This window comes from Bordetella avium (assembly GCF_034424645.1).
GTDB lineage: Bacteria > Pseudomonadota > Gammaproteobacteria > Burkholderiales > Burkholderiaceae_B > Bordetella > Bordetella avium.
Genome location: NZ_CP139969.1, coordinates 268583 through 283700, shown reverse-complemented (window position 1 = coordinate 283700; position 15118 = coordinate 268583). Strand labels below are relative to the sequence as shown.

The following is a 15118-nucleotide window of genomic DNA, read 5'->3' as shown; positions in this document are numbered from 1 at the left end:
CCCGCCTGCGATTACGGGGAAGCGGCCTGCGCCAGCAGCCAATTGGCCACGACATCGGCGTCGCGAGACGGGCGGCGCGGATTACGGACCAGCCAATAGGCCAGCGGCGTATCGCCGGGCTCTTCGCCGCCCACGGGACGCAAACGCCCTTGGGCGAGCATGGGCGCAATCAGGGCGCAACGGCCCAGGGCCACGCCGTTGCCCGCCAGCGCCGCATGCACGACCTGATCATATTGGTTGAAACGCAATATGCTTTTGGGCTGCACCCGACTCAAACCCCGCGCGTCCAGCCAAGTGCCCCATTGCAGCCAAGGGCGGGTGGGATCATCGAACTCCAACAACACCAGCTCGCGCAACGCGGCGGCATCCAGGCTAGGCAGATCAAACGAGGGATGGGCAACAGGCAATACGGTCTCGCCGAACAGCCAATGCGCCTCCTCGCTGACATGCTCAGCCGTGCAATAACGGATGGCGATCTCCACCCCTTCGCGATCCAGATCCATGATGCGGTTGTCGGCGGCCACACGCACATCGATATCGGGATGCTCGGCCTGAAAAGCGCCAAGGCGGGGTAGCAGCCACAGCGAGGCCACACCGATGGTTGTCGTGACGGTCACCGGCAGACGCCTGCCAGGGGTACGCCACTGCGCGCTCAGCTCACCCAGCTCCGTCAGCCAGGGATCGGCAAGGCGAAACAACTGCGCGCCCTCCGGCGTAAGCGACACACTGCGAAAACCACGGGTAAGCAGGGCCACGCCCAGATGCGCCTCCAGGCTGCGTATCTGTCGGCTGACCGCCGACTGCGTCACATGCAGATCCTGCGCAGCCTGAGTAATGCTCATGCGCCGAGCAACGGCGACAAAGCCGCGCACCAGATCAAGCGGCGGCAATTTAACCAGCGGGAACGGCATTCTTGAAACTCATGTCATGAGGCTCTGAAAATTGCTTGAGCAATATTACCTTTCGGGCGTTCAATGGTCCTGAAACAGCGCAGGCATCGGAAGCCCGGTTCTACGATTTGCACCGAAAGGGCTCGCCATCACTGCAATGCTGTCTTGCGGCCCATGCCTGCCGCGCCCCAAATCGTCGGAGTGCTTCGCCATGACCCTTCCCGCCGCGCCACGCGTTGAGATGTGGTTCGATTTCGCCAGCCCTTACAGCTATCTCGCACTGTCCCGCATCGAGACACTCACCCGCCAGGCCGGCGTGAGGCTTGCGCTGCGGCCCTTTCTGCTAGGTCCGATCTTTCAGGCCCAAGGATGGAATGACAGCCCTTTTCGCCTCTTCCCGGGAAAGGGGGCTTACATGATGCGCGACATCGTCCGGCTGGCCGACAAATACGGTGTGCCCTATAGACGGCCGACGATTTTTCCGCGCCTGGGTGTGCTGCCGACACGGCTGGCGCTGCTGGGTCAAGAGCAACCCTGGGGCCTGAGTTTTTGCCGTGCCGTCTTTCACGCCAATTTCGCCGATGACCGCGATATCCAGGACGAAGATGTCATGCGTGAGGTGCTTGCCAGCCTGTCGCTGGATGCTGCGGATTGGCTTGCGCGCGCCAAAACGGAAAGCTGCAAAGAGGCTTTGCGCCGCCAGGTGGACCGAGCCCGCCAGCACGGCCTCTTCGGCGCGCCCACTTTTCTGGTCAACGGCGAAATGTTCTGGGGTAACGACCGCCTGGAAGACGCCCTGGAATGGGCGCGCCAGCATAGCGCGCCCCCGGCAGCCTGATCAGGCCACCAGACGAGCCAGTTCGGCCCCTGGCTCTTCGGCGCGCATAAAGGCCTCGCCGACCAGAAAGGCCTGCACGCCGTGGCGACGCATGAGCTGCACATCGTCCGGCTGGAGGATGCCGCTTTCGGTCACCACCCGCTTACCGGCCGGAATGCGCGGCAACAGATTCAACGTCGTCTCCAGACGGGTTTCGAAGCTGCGCAGATTACGGTTATTGATGCCCAGCAACGGCGTCTTCATGCCCAAGGCCACGTCCAACTCGGCTTCGTCATGGACTTCTACCAGCACATCCATGCCCAGATCCATCGCCACGGCTTCGAGATCGCGCAACTGCGTGGGCGAGAGCGCCGCCACGATCAGCAGCACACAGTCGGCCCCCATCGCGCGCGCCGAAATGATCTGATAAGGATCGAGGATGAAATCTTTGCGCAGCACAGGCAGCGGGCAGGCCGCGCGCGCGCGCCGCAGATTGTCGTGAGACCCCTGAAAGAACTGCACGTCGGTCAGGACCGAAAGGCAGGCCGCGCCATGGGCGGCATACGAGGCCGCAATCTCGGAAGCATCGAAGTTTTCGCGCAGCACGCCCTTGGAGGGCGACGCCTTCTTGATTTCGGCGATAACGCCGGGCTTGCCCTGGGCGATCTTGTCTTCGATAGCCTGTGCGAAGCCTCGCACGTCCTGGCGCGCCTGCGCCTCACGCAGCAACTCAGCCTCGCTGCGCATTTGGCGGGCGGTGGCGACTTCCTCAGCCTTGACGGCTAGGATCTTCGCGAGAATGTCATTCATTTTGCAAATTTCCGGGTGTATGCGCAGAATTCTTCCAGCTTGGCGCGGGCAGCGCCGTTAGCAATCATTTCAAATGCCAACGCCAACGCCGATTCGATGCTGTCAGCTTTATTGCCGGCGTAGATGGCCAGGCCAGCGTTCAGGGCGACGATATCACGCGCCGCTCCCTCGACATTATCCAACGCCTCGATGACAAGCTCACGCGATTGTTCGCGATTGGACACCTTGATGCTGCGGTTGGACATCATGGATAGCCCGTAGTCTTCGGGATGAATTTCGTACTCGCGCACGACCCCATTCTTGAGCTCGCCGACCAGCGTGGCCGCGCCCAGAGAGGCCTCGTCCATGCCATCTTTGCCATGCACCACCAGCACATGACGCGAGCCCAGGCGCTCCAACACTCGCACCTGGATACCGACTAGATCAGGATGGAAAACACCCATCAGCTGATTGGCTGCGCCGGCCGGATTAGTGAGCGGTCCTAGAATGTTGAAAATCGTCCGGACCCCTAACTCTTTGCGCACGGCGGCGACGTTTTTCATGGCGCCATGATGCGCCGGCGCGAACATGAAACCGATGCCGGTGGCTTCGATGCACTCGGCCACGGCCTGCGGAGAAAGCTGCAGGTTGGCGCCCAGCGCTTCCAGGACATCGGCGCTGCCAGAAGAGGACGATGCGCTACGATTACCATGTTTGGCGATCGGCACGCCGACGGCCGCAGCAACAAACATCGCCGTGGTGGAAATATTAAAGGTATGGCTGCCATCGCCGCCGGTGCCGCACATATCCAGCAAATCCTGCGGGTTGGGCGTGACAACCGGCGTGGCGAACTCACGCATCACCTGGGCCGCGGCGGTGATTTCGCCCACGGTTTCTTTCTTCACGCGCAGGCCCATCAGCAAGGCGCTCGCGATCTGCGGCGACATCTCTCCGCGCATAAGCATGCGCATCAGATGCAGCATCTCGTCGTGAAAAATCTCGCGGTGTTCGATGCAGCGCGTCAGGGCTTCAGTGGCAGAAATCGTCATCAAGGTCTCCGCGTAATCAGATGTTCAGAAAGTTGCGCAGCATGTCGTGGCCGTGTTCGCTCAGCACCGACTCGGGATGGAATTGAACGCCATACAAGGGCAGCGTCTTGTGGCGCACGCCCATGATGTCGCCATCGGGCGCCGTGGCCGTCACTTCAAGCACATCGGGCAGCGTATCGGGATCGATAGTCAGCGAGTTGTAACGGATCACGGTGTAGGGCGAGGGCAGCCCCGCGAAGATATCCGTACCCGTATGCGAGACAGGGACTGTCTTGCCGTGCATGATGGTCTGAGCGCGCACGATGTCACCGCCATAGGCCGCGCCGATCGCCTGATGTCCCAGGCAGACACCCAAAATAGGCAGCTTTCCCGCGAACTCGCGAATCACTGGCACGGAAATCCCCGCTTCCGCCGGCGAGCAGGGGCCAGGCGACACGCAGATGCGGTCCGGCGCCAGCGCGGCAATCTCTTGCAGCGTGATCTGGTCGTTGCGCGCCACGCGCACCTCTTCGCCGAGTTCGCCGAAGTACTGCACCAGGTTGTAGGTGAAAGAGTCGTAGTTATCTATCATCAGCAGCATGGCTTTGCGCTCTCAGAAAAAAGTGGGGCGAAACAGGAAGGAAGCGACGAGCCAGCACCGAACCGCCGAGGTTCGTATCGCGAGGATGGGGAAGGCTGATAGCACTGACAATCTCCTGTTTTGGAGCCGCCGTGCCGGAGGGGGGGGGAACTTGCTTTGTGCGACCTGCCACCGGTTACGGCGGCAAGGTGCAGTTTCGAACCGCAACGACGAGCCGCTTCCTAGAGGAAGCGCCACCACTGAGCTGCGTTGAACGAAACCGGACGAATCATGGAATGGGATTTCAATAACTGGCGGCACGCTGCCGCCTAAGCTTTTTCATTCTAACGTGGGCCTCGACGCTTTGTCGACCGCGTTTTTTGGAAGCTTCTTTCGAGACTTATTTCGAAACCTCTTTCGAAACATTACCCGGCCAAGCCGCCTCGGGAATACCCCTAGCCGAACTGTCATCAAAGTGCAGGATTTACTGCGCTAGCGCAACTTGTATTCGGGCTAAGAGTCTATACACTAGTACTTAAGAGCTTGCGTTTTCTACAACGCTTTTTCGAGAAGGAGGATGTGTAACGTTTATATCGCGCTTCATGCGCACCCGTTTACTTCATCTCTTTTCTTTAAGGAGAGCGCACTATGAACCTGAGCATTAGCGGTCGTCGCCTCGATGTCACCCCGGCCATCCGGGAATATGTCATAAACAAGCTGGCACGAGTATTGCGCCACTTCGACCATGTGATCGATACCCAGGTCATGCTCTCAGTGGAGCCCCTGCGGCATAAAGCCGAAATCACCATGCATCTGCGCGGCAAGGATATCCATTGCGAAGCCGTGGATGAGAACCTTTATGCGGCGATCGACCTGCTGGTCGACAAGCTGGATCGCCAGGTCATCAAATACAAGGACAAGGTCCAGAGCCACGCGGGCGAGTCCGTGAAGCGGCAAAGCGACGTGCTGTCGCCCCCCTAGTCCCGCGCTTCATAAGCACTCAAGCCAAGCTGCTCGATTCACCCTGACCTGATCCAACCCGCCTAGGGTCCGATGTCCCTCTGGGACATCGGAAAAGACCCTAAAACCCTCCTCAGGCCCGATTGCCTTCACAGTCAGACACAGTCGGTCTATGCTTGCCGGCCCGAAGCGCAATTTCCCAAGTTTTTTGCGCTGCGTCATATAACCCTATAATGATCCGCATGAATCACTTGTCGCGCATTCTGCCCGCTGGCAATGTCGTGCTCGATATGCTCGCCACGAGCAAGAAACGGGCATTCGAACAGGCCGGTCTGCTCTTCGAAAATCACAATGGCTTGGCTCGGTCTGTCGTTTTCGACAGCCTGTTCGCTCGCGAACGGCTCGGATCGACGGCCCTGGGTCAAGGCGTGGCCGTGCCACACGGCCGGGTCAAGGGCCTGGAGCAGGCGGTCGCCGCCTTCATCCGTCTGGCCCAACCCATCCCCTTCGATGCGCCCGACGGCCAGCCGGTATCCGTGCTGCTCTGTCTGCTGGTGCCCGAAGCCGCCACGCAACAACACTTGGACATCCTGGCCGAACTGGCCCAACTGATGTCGAACAAGCCTTTGCGTGAAGCACTGGCCACCGAACCCGACCCCGCCACGGTCTATCGCATGCTCACCACGGGTCAACTCTAAAGCAGGATCGCCCATGCTCACGGTTCAGGAACTGGTCGACGACAACGCCGACAATATCCCCTTCAACTGGATCGCTGGGCATGGCGCCGCAGACCGCGCCATTCCCGATGACGGCATGGCCGCCGCCGACCTGGTCGGCCACTTGAACCTCATCCATCCCTCGCGCGTCCAGGTATTTGGCCAGGAAGAACTGGCGTACTACACCCGGTTTGATCTGCGCCGCCGCATGCACCACATGGACGAGCTGCTGATCGGCGGCGTGCCGGCCATTCTGCTGGCGGACGGCCTGTCCGCGCCGCAAGACCTGATCGATCAGTGCGACCAGCATCAGGTGCCGCTGCTCTCGACGCCTGTCGCGGCCGCCCAACTGATCGATCTGCTGCGCATTTACCTTGGTAAAAAGCTTGCCCCGACCACCACCGTACATGGCGTATTCCTGGACGTGCTGGGCCTGGGCGTATTGATCACCGGCGAATCCGGCCTGGGCAAAAGCGAGCTGGCGCTAGAACTGATCTCGCGCGGCCACGGCCTGGTGGCCGATGATGCCGTCGAGTTCTCGCGCACCGCGCCCAATATGATAGAAGGCCATTGCCCGCAGCTATTACAAAACCTGCTGGAAGTGCGTGGCCTCGGGCTGCTGGATATCCGTACCATATTCGGTGAAACGTCCGTGCGCCGAAAAATGCGCCTCAAACTGATCGTGCATCTAGTCCGCGCCACCGCCCAAGACAAATTCGAGCGCCTCCCCCTGCAAGACATCACCCAGGACATGCTGGGCCTGCCGGTGCGTAAAGTCATGCTGCAAGTAGCCGCCGGGCGCAACCTGGCGGTGCTGGTCGAGGCGGCAGTGCGCAACACCATACTGAAGTTGCGCGGCATCGACACGCTGGGCGAATTCATGGAGCGCCAGGCCATGGCGATTTTGCAGAGCAGCAAATAGTCAGCGTGGCCCTATCGCTGGCCGTCAGCAATAGGGCCGAAAGAAGCTAAGATCGGCGGCCAGGCTGCCGCAAGCAAAACCATGCCACAATCACAGCCATGTTAAGAGTCGTCCTCATCACCGGCATTTCTGGCTCCGGAAAGTCTGTCGCGCTACGCATGCTCGAAGACTCGGGTTTCACCTGCGTAGACAACCTACCGCTGCGTTTCCTGACCGAGTTCGTCGCCGTGTCCCACGATGACGGCATGGAGCGGGTCGCCGTCGCCATCGATGTGCGCTCGCCCGGCGAGCTGGCCGAACTCCCCAATGTCATCACGGCGCTGCGTGCGATGGGCACCCAGCTTTCTGTCGTTTTTCTGGACGCCAGCACCGAGACGCTGGCGCAGCGCTACTCAGAATCGCGCCGCCGCCACCCCCTGACCGACCGCGCCTCGCGGGGGGAAAAATCCGCCTCGCTCACCGACTGCATTGCCTTGGAACGCGAACTGCTCGCGCCGCTGCGCGACCAGGAACACGTGATCGACACCACCGATCTCACACCCGGCCAGTTGCGCAGCTGGATACGCGAACTGATCGATGCCGACCGTGCGCCGCTGGTGCTGACCTTCCAGTCCTTCGCCTACAAACGCGGCGTGCCGAACGATGCCGATCTGGTGTTCGATGTGCGCTGTCTGCCCAACCCCTATTACGATCGTAATCTGCGGCCCCTGACCGGACGCGATCAACCCGTGGCGGACTGGCTGGCGGGCTTTGAAATCGTGCAGCGCATGATTGACGACATCGACGGTTTCATCCGACGCTGGTTGCCGCAATACACCTTGGACACCCGCAACTACCTTACCGTGGCGGTCGGCTGCACCGGCGGCCAGCACCGCTCGGTCTATGTGGTCGAGGAGCTGGCGCGCCGCTTCAGCGAGCATGACCCGCTGCTAGTGCGCCACCGCACGCAATTGCCTGACGAATCCGCATGAGAAGATCTCCGCTTGCCCTGTTCATGATGTTGCTGCTGGCCGCCGTGCTGGCGGGCTGCGGCACCAGTGGCAAGCGTGGCGGCGGTTATTACAAGGATGACGGCCCGGACGCCAATCCGCCTGCCAATCTGGATAGCATCCCCGACGCCGTGCCGCGCCTGGAACCGCTTGCCAGCGGCGCAAACCGGCCCTATGTGGTGTTTGGCAAACGCTATGTGCCCGACACCCGCGAACAACCCTTCCGCCAGGAAGGCATCGCCTCGTGGTATGGCAAAAAATTCCATGGCAACTCGACCTCGATTGGCGAACCCTACGACATGTACAGCATGACGGCGGCCCACCCGACCATGCCCCTGCCCAGTTACGCCAGGGTCACGAGCAAGGCAACGGGCCGCACCATCATCGTGCGCGTCAATGATCGCGGCCCCTTCCACAGCGATCGCATCATGGACCTGTCTTATGTGGCGGCCTATAAGCTCGGGATCATCGGTCCGGGTAGCGGCCCCGTTGTGGTCGAGCGCATTTTGCCCAGTGAAATCCGCAACATGGCGGCAGGCGGCCTGGAGCCCATCGCGCTGCCCGATGCCCCGCCCTCCGCTGCACAACCCCTGCCCGATGCTCCCCCCGCCCCCAGACCGCCCCCGGCCATGCTCGCAGGCGGCGTCTATCTGCAATTGGGCGCTTTCAGCCAGGCCGCCAATGCGCATGGGCTGGTCAATCGGGTCAATGGCCAAATGCGCGGGGAGCCCACGGCCATCGTTGAACAGGCCAATCAGCTCTATCGCGTGCGTATGGGCCCCTACGCCTCGCGCGAAGCGGCCATGGAAGCGGTGCGGCGCGTGTCTGAACACACGGGTATTCTGCCCACGCTGGCCTCGCAATAAGGCCAGGGCGCTACCAGGGCAAATCCATCTGGCCGTCACAGACGCGGCGGGCGCGGGCGCTACGACCCGAATAGCGATGGCCCTCATGCGCCAGCAAGCGCTGTTTGCGGTCCAAACCGCCGCCAAAACCGGTCAGCGCGGTGTCCTGCCCGATAACACGGTGGCAGGGAATGATGATGGATATTGGATTGCGGCCGACCGCCTGCGCGAGCGCACGCGTGGCCCGCGGCCGGCCAATAAGCCGAGCCAGTTCGCTATAGCTGATCGTCACGCCAAACGGCAGATCCAGCAGGCCCGCCCAGACCGCCTGCTGAAACGCGGTCCCCCGGGGCGCCAAGGGCAGATCGAAGTCCTGCCGCTCACCGGCGAACCAGGCGCGCAATTGTTCCTGCGCGCGGCCCAGCACAGCTCGTTCGGCCGCGCTACTTGCGCCTCGGCCGGGCTCGGGCAGCTCAGGCTGATCGGCGAACCATAATCCACATAGCGATAGCCCGCTGGCCATCAGACGCACACCGCCCAAAGGCGTGTCGATATCAAGGGCACTCGCGTCCTCGATGCCGCGGATCATGCATTGTCCTTGCGCACCAGCGCACGCTGATACAAGGCGTCGCGCGGCAGGCCGGTCACCTTGGCTGCGACCCGCGCCGCATCACGCACCGACAGGCTTTCAAGTAAGGCATCCAACAGCTTATCGACTGCCGGATCGGCCAAACCGTCGTCCTCGCGCGCCGGGGCTGCATGCAGAATGAGCACGAACTCGCCCTGCTCATGGTGGCCGTCCTGGGCCAGCCAAGCCGCCGCCTCGGCCAGCGGGAATGTCACGATCTGCTCGAAACGCTTGGTCAGCTCTCGCGCCACGGTCAGTTGCCGCTCGGGACCGCAGACCGTCAACAGATCGGCAAACATCGCCGACAGACGGTGAGGCGATTCAAACATCAGGACCGGCGCGGGCAGGGCGCTCCACTCGCCCAGCCAGCGCTGACGCGCCGCCGCCTTGGACGGCGCAAACCCGGCAAAGGCGAAAGCCGGATTTTCATCGCTGGTCACGCCGCTTCCCATCAGGGCGGTAATGACCGCGCTGGGGCCAGGAATCGGCACGACCGGATAGCCGGCCTCGCGCACCGCCCGCACGACGCGGGCGCCTGGATCGCTGACGGCAGGCGCGCCCGCGTCGGAGACCAAGGCCACGCGCTGCCCCTGCGCCAGGCGCTGACAGATGGTCTGCGCCGCCTGCGCCTCGTTGTGACGGTGAGCGGCCATCAAGGGCGTGGCAATACCCCAGGCATCGAGCAGCGTGCGGCTGGCGCGGGTATCTTCGGCGGCTATGACATCGGCGCGCGCCAGCGCTTGCCAGGCGCGCAAGCCCATATCGCCCAGATTGCCGATAGGCGTGGCCACCACATACAGGGCGCCTTCGGGCCAGTGCTGTGCGGCCACCCTTTCTGCGACCCGGCGCCAGGCCTCTCCGGTAACAACGGCTGTGACTTCTTGATTCATAAGGGAACGGCGGCGGTGAAAACTCTGCCAGTGTAGCCCCATGCGCCGACTGCTCGATTTCCTGCGCCGCGGTCTGATCCGGCCCGATCCGCGCCACGCCCAGGGAAAACGGGCCGAGGCGCAAGGCTTGCGTCTGCTGCGGGCGCAGGGCCTGCGCCTGCTGGCCCGCAACGCCCGCAACCGCCACGGCGAACTCGACCTCATCATGCTGGACGGTGAAGTACTGGTGGTGGTGGAAGTGCGCTGGCGGTCCGGCTCCGCCTTCGGCGGTGCGGCAGCCAGCATCGGTCCGGCCAAGCAGGCTCGGCTGGCCAGGGCAGCCGCCTGCTGGCTGGCGGGCTCGGAGCACGCCGGCCGCCGCCTGCGCTTTGACGTACTGGCCTTCGAAGCCGGGCAGGCGCGCTGGCTGCGCGGCGCCTTTGAACCTCCCGCTTATATTGCGTCACAAGCCTTACGTGCGAGGGGCAGGCGCCGTTGATCGCCAGCGCCGCCCGCGTGAGATAATCCGCAGCATGGATATGACTTCTCGCATGACGTCGCACTTCCGCGATGCGATGGCGCTGTGCGAACAAAGCATGCAGGCCCTGTCCGAGCCCTTGGCAGGCGCAGTGGAGCTGCTGTTCGCGGCATTGGCCAATAATGGCCGGATTCTGGCATGCGGCAACGGCGGCTCGGCCGCCGACGCCCAGCACTTCGTCGCCGAACTGGTGGGGCGCTTCGAGCGCGACCGCCTGCCCCTGGCCGGCATCGCCCTGAACACCGACACCTCTATTCTGACGGCGGTGGGCAACGACTATGGCTTTGACGAAATCTACGAACGCCAGGTCAACGCGCTCGGCCAGCCCGGCGACGTGCTGGTCGCCATCTCCACCAGCGGCAATTCGCCCAACGTCGTGCGCGCCATGGAGGCGGCCCGCGACCGTGAAATGCATGTCATCGCCCTGACTGGCAAGGGTGGCGGCGTCATGGGGGAACTCATCACGCCTCACGACGTCCATCTTTGTGTTCCGCATGATCGCACGATGCGCATCCAGGAAATCCACATCCTGCTGCTGCATGCCCTGTGCGACGGTATCGATGCCTTACTGCTTGGAGACACCGAATGATGATGCCCAAAGCACGCGGGGCGGCCCGCCCCCTGATCCTAGCCGCCGCCCTGGTCAGCACCGCGGCTTCGTTGTCGGCCTGCGTGCCACTGGTGATCGGTGGCGCCGCAGCCGGCACCGCCGTCGTCGCCACCGACCGGCGCAGTTCCGGCGCCCAGCTCGACGATCAGAATATCGTCTTCCGCGCAGAGAGCCAGATCGCCCAGAAACTGGGGCCGGACGCCCGCGTGAATGCGATGGCCTATAACGGCCAGTTGTTACTCACTGGCGACGTACCCAGCGAGGCCGCCAAAGCCGAGGCCACCGCCATCGCCCAAGGCATCAGCAAAGTGAAAAGCGTCAGCAACCAACTGACGGTCGGCCCGGCGGCCGCGTTTTCGACGCGCTCCAACGACACCTGGCTGACCTCCAAAGTCCGCACCGCGCTGGTCAATGCTCAGTACGTTCCGTCGCGCACCATTTCTGTCACGACCGACAAAGGCGTGGTCTACTTGATGGGCATGGTGACGCAACCCGAAGGCGATTACGCGGCTAATGCAGCAGCAGGGGTCGGCGGTGTCACCAAAGTGGTCAAGCTGTTCCAGACCATCAGTCGCGAAGAGGCTGTGCGTCTGTCTGGCACCGGCAACAGCAGTAGCAAAAGCGCCCCTATCGAATCGAGCGCCCCCCAGCCGCAGGGCGCCCCGAACAATGATGGCAATACAAACAGCGGCATCGAACTCATGCCCATCAAATGAAAAAAGTCGCCCTCGCCTTCGCTGCCATCATCATTGCCGGCATCGGCGCCTGGTTTGTCTGGCGGCCGGCCCCCGAAGTGCCGCCGGTCGTCTTCACCATGCTGGACGGCAAACAGGTTTCCTTGCAAGACCTGAAAGGCAAGGTGGTGCTGGTCAAGTTCTGGGCTACCAGTTGCGTCACCTGCGTCAAGCAGATGCCTGACACCATTTCGGCCTATAAGGAATATGCCCCGAAGGGGTATGAGGCCATTGCGGTGGCGATGCAATATGATCCGCCCAACTACGTGCGCAATTTCGTCCAGGGCCGCAAACTGCCTTTCCCCGTGGCGATAGACAGCACGGGCGACATTGCGCGCGCCTTCGGCGATGTGCGCCTGACGCCCACCGCCTTTCTGATCGATAAGCAAGGGCGCATCATCAAACGCTATCTCGGCGAGTACGACCGCGCCGAATTCCACGCCACCGTCGAGAAAGCCCTGGCGCAAGGCTGATCCCGGCAGCCTTCCAACAGGAAGGCCTTTTCGCATGGGGCAACGCCGCCTCAGAAGGCCGGAACGACCGCGCCCTTGTACTTCTCGAGGATGAACTTGCGGACATCGTCGCTATGCAGGGCCTGCACCAGTTTCTTGACGGCCGCCGCATCCTGCTTGTCAGCCCGGGTGACCACAATATTGGCATAGGGCGAATCAGACCCCTCGATGAACAGCGCATCCTTGGTCGGGACCAGGCCGGCTTCGAGGGCGTAATTGGTGTTGATCAGGGCCAGATCGACGTCATCGAGCGAGCGCGGCAGCATGGCGGCCTCGAGTTCGCGGAATTTCAGCTTCTTGGGATTTTCAAGCACATCGACTGGGGTAGCCAAGATGTTGGAGGGGTCCTTCAGCTTGATCAAACCTTGCTTTTGCAGCAGCACCAACGCACGGCCGCCGTTGGACGGATCATTGGGAATAGCGACCGAAGCGCCCTCCTTGAGCTCGGCGAGTTTCTTGATTTTCTTGGAGTAACCGCCAAAGGGTTCGACATGCACCAGCGCCACCGGCACCAAATTGGTCTTGCGGTCACGGTTGAAGCTGTCCAGATAAGGCTTATGCTGGAAGAAATTGGCGTCCAACTGCTTGTCGGCCACTTGCAGATTGGGCTGTACGTAGTCGCTGAAGACCTTGATGTCCAGATCCACGCCTTCCTTGGCCAGCACGGGCTTGACCACTTCCAGAATTTCCGCATGCGGCACCTGGGTGGCGGCGATGGTCAGCTTTTCGGCATGCGCCTGGGCAGCGCCCATCGCCAGGGCGGAAAAGATCAGCGCCGAGCGCAGGAGCTTGAATGTCATGATTGCCTCTGATGTCGTTGATTCTTGAAAGGGCGAAATAAACGTCGGAGAAGGTTTTCCCCGAGCCGTTGCAAAAACGCCCTCAATTTACTTGAAAGCCGCCGGCTTGTCGGTCATATCGACATGGCGCCAGCACATATGCCAGCGGTCTTGACTACAATTCCGCTTATTCCCTCGTCACTTTTTTACTTGGTGGCAGGGCCTTTTCATGCTTCTTGATTGCTTCCCATCACCTGCCATGACCGACACCCCCGACCCTGCCGCCGTCCTGTCTCCTGCTGTCAAAGCCGCTATTCTTTCCGAGGCCTTGCCATACATCCGACGCTTTCACGGCAAGACCATCGTGGTGAAGTACGGCGGCAATGCCATGACGGAAGAACGATTGCAGCGCAGCTTCGCCCACGACGTGGTGCTCTTGAAGCTGGTCGGCCTGAACCCGGTGGTGGTGCACGGTGGCGGCCCGCAGATTGACGACGCGCTGCGCCGCCTGGGCAAGCAGGGTACTTTCGTGCAAGGCATGCGCGTGACCGATGCCGAAACCATGGAAGTCGTCGAGTGGGTGCTGGGCGGTCAAGTCCAGCAAGACATCGTCATGATGATCAACGAGGCGGGCGGCAAGGCCGTGGGTCTCACCGGCAAGGACGGCATGCTGCTCCAGGCCCGCAAAAAACTCATGGCCGACAAGGAAAAACCCGGCGAACTGCTGGACATCGGCCTGGTGGGCGATGTGACCCGTGTCGAACCGGCCGTCGTCAAAGCCTTGCAAGATGATCAGTTCATTCCTGTCATCTCGCCCATCGGTTATGGCGAAGACGGCACGGCCTACAACATCAATGCTGACGTGGTCGCAGGCAAGATCGCCGAGGTGCTGGGCGCCGAGAAGCTGCTCATGATGACCAACACGCCGGGCGTGCTCGACAAAAGCGGCAAGCTGCTGCGCAGTTTGTCGGCCCAGACCATCAACGAGCTGTTCGCCGACGGCACCATCTCGGGCGGCATGCTGCCCAAGATTTCGTCCGCCCTGGACGCCGCCAAGAACGGGGTGCCCTCGGTGCACGTGGTCGACGGCCGCGTGCCGCACTGCCTGCTGCTGGAACTGCTCACCGACCAGGGTGTGGGCACCATGATCAGCGCCCACTGATGCTTGCACGCCGGCAACTGTCCGGTCCGGCCGTGCGTCCTCGCCGCTCACGCGAGGCGGACGCACGCCGCGAGCGCCTCTGGCTGTTTGACCTCGACAACACGCTGCACGACACCTCGCACGCCATCTTCCCGCGCATCGACGCCGGCATGACGCAGGCGGTATCGGAAATGCTGGGCGTGGACGAAAGCACCGCAAACAGCCTGCGCAAGCGTTACTGGAAGCGCTATGGCGCCACCGTGATCGGCATGGAACGCCATCATGGCGTCGATCCCCGCCGGTTTCTGCACCGCAGCCATGACTTCGATGTCCGGCCGCTGGTGCGCGCCGAAAAAGGCCTAGCCGGCAAGCTCAAACGCCTTCCCGGCCGCAAAGTGCTGCTTACCAACGCGCCGCTGCATTACGCGCGCGCCGTGCTGCGCCATCTGGGCATCCTGCAACAGTTCGACGCGCTCTGGGGCATCGAGGAAATGCGCTTGCACGGTCAGTTGCGGCCCAAACCCTCATCCGCCCTGCTGCGCTACGTGCTGGCGCGCGAAGGCGTGCCGGCTGCACGCGCCGTGCTGGTCGAAGACACGCTGGACAATCTGCGCGGCGCCCGCCGCGCCGGTATGCGCACGGTACATGTCTATCACCCCGGCACTCCTTTCGCGCAGGCGCGCACACATCGCCCAGACTACGTCGACTTGCGAGTAAACTCGGTGACTGACTTACTGTTGCGCCGCCGTCCGCTACGCGGCTAACTGCTTT

Annotated in this window: 19 protein-coding genes; 12 read left to right on the top strand and 7 right to left on the bottom strand. The window is 62.3% G+C overall.

Annotated features, from left to right (window positions below; all coding sequences use genetic code 11):
- Positions 1-11: 11 nt before the first annotated feature.
- A complete protein-coding gene (locus U0029_RS01335) occupies positions 12-911 on the bottom strand; it encodes a LysR substrate-binding domain-containing protein (RefSeq protein WP_114852142.1) in 900 nt (299 codons plus the stop codon).
- A gap of 190 nt (positions 912-1101) precedes the next feature.
- Here U0029_RS01335 and U0029_RS01330 point away from each other — a divergent pair, with 190 nt between their 5' ends.
- On the top strand, positions 1102-1728 hold the full coding sequence (locus U0029_RS01330; RefSeq protein WP_114852141.1) for a 2-hydroxychromene-2-carboxylate isomerase: 627 nt from the start codon (positions 1102-1104) through the stop codon (positions 1726-1728).
- On the opposite strand, the gene trpC is transcribed toward U0029_RS01330, so the two are convergent.
- Genes trpC through U0029_RS01315 form a run of 3 tightly spaced genes read right to left on the bottom strand, consistent with a single transcriptional unit; the run spans position 1729 to position 4125 of the window.
- Positions 1729-2517 carry an indole-3-glycerol phosphate synthase TrpC gene (gene trpC / locus U0029_RS01325; RefSeq protein WP_012418789.1) on the bottom strand — a complete coding sequence of 263 codons (789 nt, stop codon included), beginning with the start codon at positions 2515-2517 and terminating at the stop codon, positions 1729-1731.
- A complete protein-coding gene (trpD, locus tag U0029_RS01320) occupies positions 2514-3545 on the bottom strand; it encodes an anthranilate phosphoribosyltransferase (protein ID WP_012418790.1) in 1032 nt (343 codons plus the stop codon). The genes trpC and trpD overlap by 4 nt, the downstream gene beginning before the upstream one ends.
- A 16-nt stretch (positions 3546-3561) precedes the next feature.
- On the bottom strand, positions 3562-4125 hold the full coding sequence (locus tag U0029_RS01315; protein WP_012418791.1) for an aminodeoxychorismate/anthranilate synthase component II: 564 nt from the start codon (positions 4123-4125) through the stop codon (positions 3562-3564).
- 627 nt (positions 4126-4752) lie between these two features.
- Between U0029_RS01315 and hpf the strand changes: the two genes are divergently transcribed.
- The 5 genes from hpf to U0029_RS01290 all read left to right on the top strand — a co-directional run bounded on the left by hpf (position 4753) and on the right by U0029_RS01290 (position 8557).
- Complete coding sequence (gene hpf, locus U0029_RS01310; RefSeq protein WP_012418792.1) at positions 4753-5085, top strand: ribosome hibernation-promoting factor, HPF/YfiA family; 333 nt, start codon at positions 4753-4755, stop codon at positions 5083-5085.
- A gap of 221 nt (positions 5086-5306) precedes the next feature.
- Positions 5307-5762, top strand: coding sequence for a PTS sugar transporter subunit IIA (locus tag U0029_RS01305; protein ID WP_039051583.1), 456 nt, complete (start codon positions 5307-5309; stop codon positions 5760-5762).
- A gap of 13 nt (positions 5763-5775) precedes the next feature.
- Positions 5776-6702: an HPr(Ser) kinase/phosphatase gene (gene hprK / locus U0029_RS01300; RefSeq protein ID WP_012418795.1), complete on the top strand. Its 927-nt coding sequence runs from the start codon at positions 5776-5778 to the stop codon at positions 6700-6702.
- A 98-nt stretch (positions 6703-6800) separates the two neighbouring features.
- Positions 6801-7673: an RNase adapter RapZ gene (gene rapZ, locus U0029_RS01295; protein ID WP_012418796.1), complete on the top strand. Its 873-nt coding sequence runs from the start codon at positions 6801-6803 to the stop codon at positions 7671-7673.
- Entirely contained in the window at positions 7670-8557 is an 888-nt protein-coding gene (locus U0029_RS01290; protein WP_012418797.1) for a septal ring lytic transglycosylase RlpA family protein, read from the top strand. The genes rapZ and U0029_RS01290 overlap by 4 nt, the downstream gene beginning before the upstream one ends.
- 10 nt (positions 8558-8567) lie before the next feature.
- Here U0029_RS01290 and U0029_RS01285 read toward each other — a convergent pair whose 3' ends face one another.
- Both U0029_RS01285 and rsmI read right to left on the bottom strand, forming a co-directional pair.
- Positions 8568-9125 carry a methylated-DNA--[protein]-cysteine S-methyltransferase gene (locus U0029_RS01285; RefSeq protein WP_012418798.1) on the bottom strand — a complete coding sequence of 186 codons (558 nt, stop codon included), beginning with the start codon at positions 9123-9125 and terminating at the stop codon, positions 8568-8570.
- Positions 9122-10054: a 16S rRNA (cytidine(1402)-2'-O)-methyltransferase gene (gene rsmI / locus U0029_RS01280; RefSeq protein WP_114852043.1), complete on the bottom strand. Its 933-nt coding sequence runs from the start codon at positions 10052-10054 to the stop codon at positions 9122-9124. Before rsmI ends, U0029_RS01285 begins: the two co-directional genes overlap by 4 nt.
- Before the next feature lie 40 nt (positions 10055-10094).
- Between rsmI and U0029_RS01275 the strand changes: the two genes are divergently transcribed.
- Genes U0029_RS01275 through U0029_RS01260 form a run of 4 tightly spaced genes read left to right on the top strand, consistent with a single transcriptional unit; the run spans position 10095 to position 12388 of the window.
- Entirely contained in the window at positions 10095-10532 is a 438-nt protein-coding gene (locus U0029_RS01275) for a YraN family protein (protein WP_012418800.1), read from the top strand.
- 34 nt (positions 10533-10566) lie between these two features.
- The gene (locus U0029_RS01270; RefSeq protein WP_012418801.1) at positions 10567-11160 is read left to right on the top strand and encodes a phosphoheptose isomerase; all 594 of its coding nucleotides are present in this window, start codon (positions 10567-10569) and stop codon (positions 11158-11160) included.
- Positions 11160-11897 carry a BON domain-containing protein gene (locus tag U0029_RS01265; RefSeq protein WP_012418802.1) on the top strand — a complete coding sequence of 246 codons (738 nt, stop codon included), beginning with the start codon at positions 11160-11162 and terminating at the stop codon, positions 11895-11897. Before U0029_RS01270 ends, U0029_RS01265 begins: the two co-directional genes overlap by 1 nt.
- Positions 11894-12388: a TlpA disulfide reductase family protein gene (locus U0029_RS01260; RefSeq protein ID WP_012418803.1), complete on the top strand. Its 495-nt coding sequence runs from the start codon at positions 11894-11896 to the stop codon at positions 12386-12388. The genes U0029_RS01265 and U0029_RS01260 overlap by 4 nt, the downstream gene beginning before the upstream one ends.
- 50 nt (positions 12389-12438) lie before the next feature.
- Here U0029_RS01260 and U0029_RS01255 read toward each other — a convergent pair whose 3' ends face one another.
- Entirely contained in the window at positions 12439-13227 is a 789-nt protein-coding gene (locus tag U0029_RS01255) for a MetQ/NlpA family ABC transporter substrate-binding protein (RefSeq protein WP_012418804.1), read from the bottom strand.
- A 238-nt stretch (positions 13228-13465) separates the two neighbouring features.
- Here U0029_RS01255 and argB point away from each other — a divergent pair, with 238 nt between their 5' ends.
- Complete coding sequence (argB, locus tag U0029_RS01250) at positions 13466-14368, top strand: acetylglutamate kinase (RefSeq protein ID WP_114852044.1); 903 nt, start codon at positions 13466-13468, stop codon at positions 14366-14368.
- A complete protein-coding gene (locus U0029_RS01245) occupies positions 14368-15111 on the top strand; it encodes a pyrimidine 5'-nucleotidase (protein ID WP_114852045.1) in 744 nt (247 codons plus the stop codon). The genes argB and U0029_RS01245 overlap by 1 nt, the downstream gene beginning before the upstream one ends.
- The last annotated feature ends 7 nt before the right edge of the window (positions 15112-15118 follow it).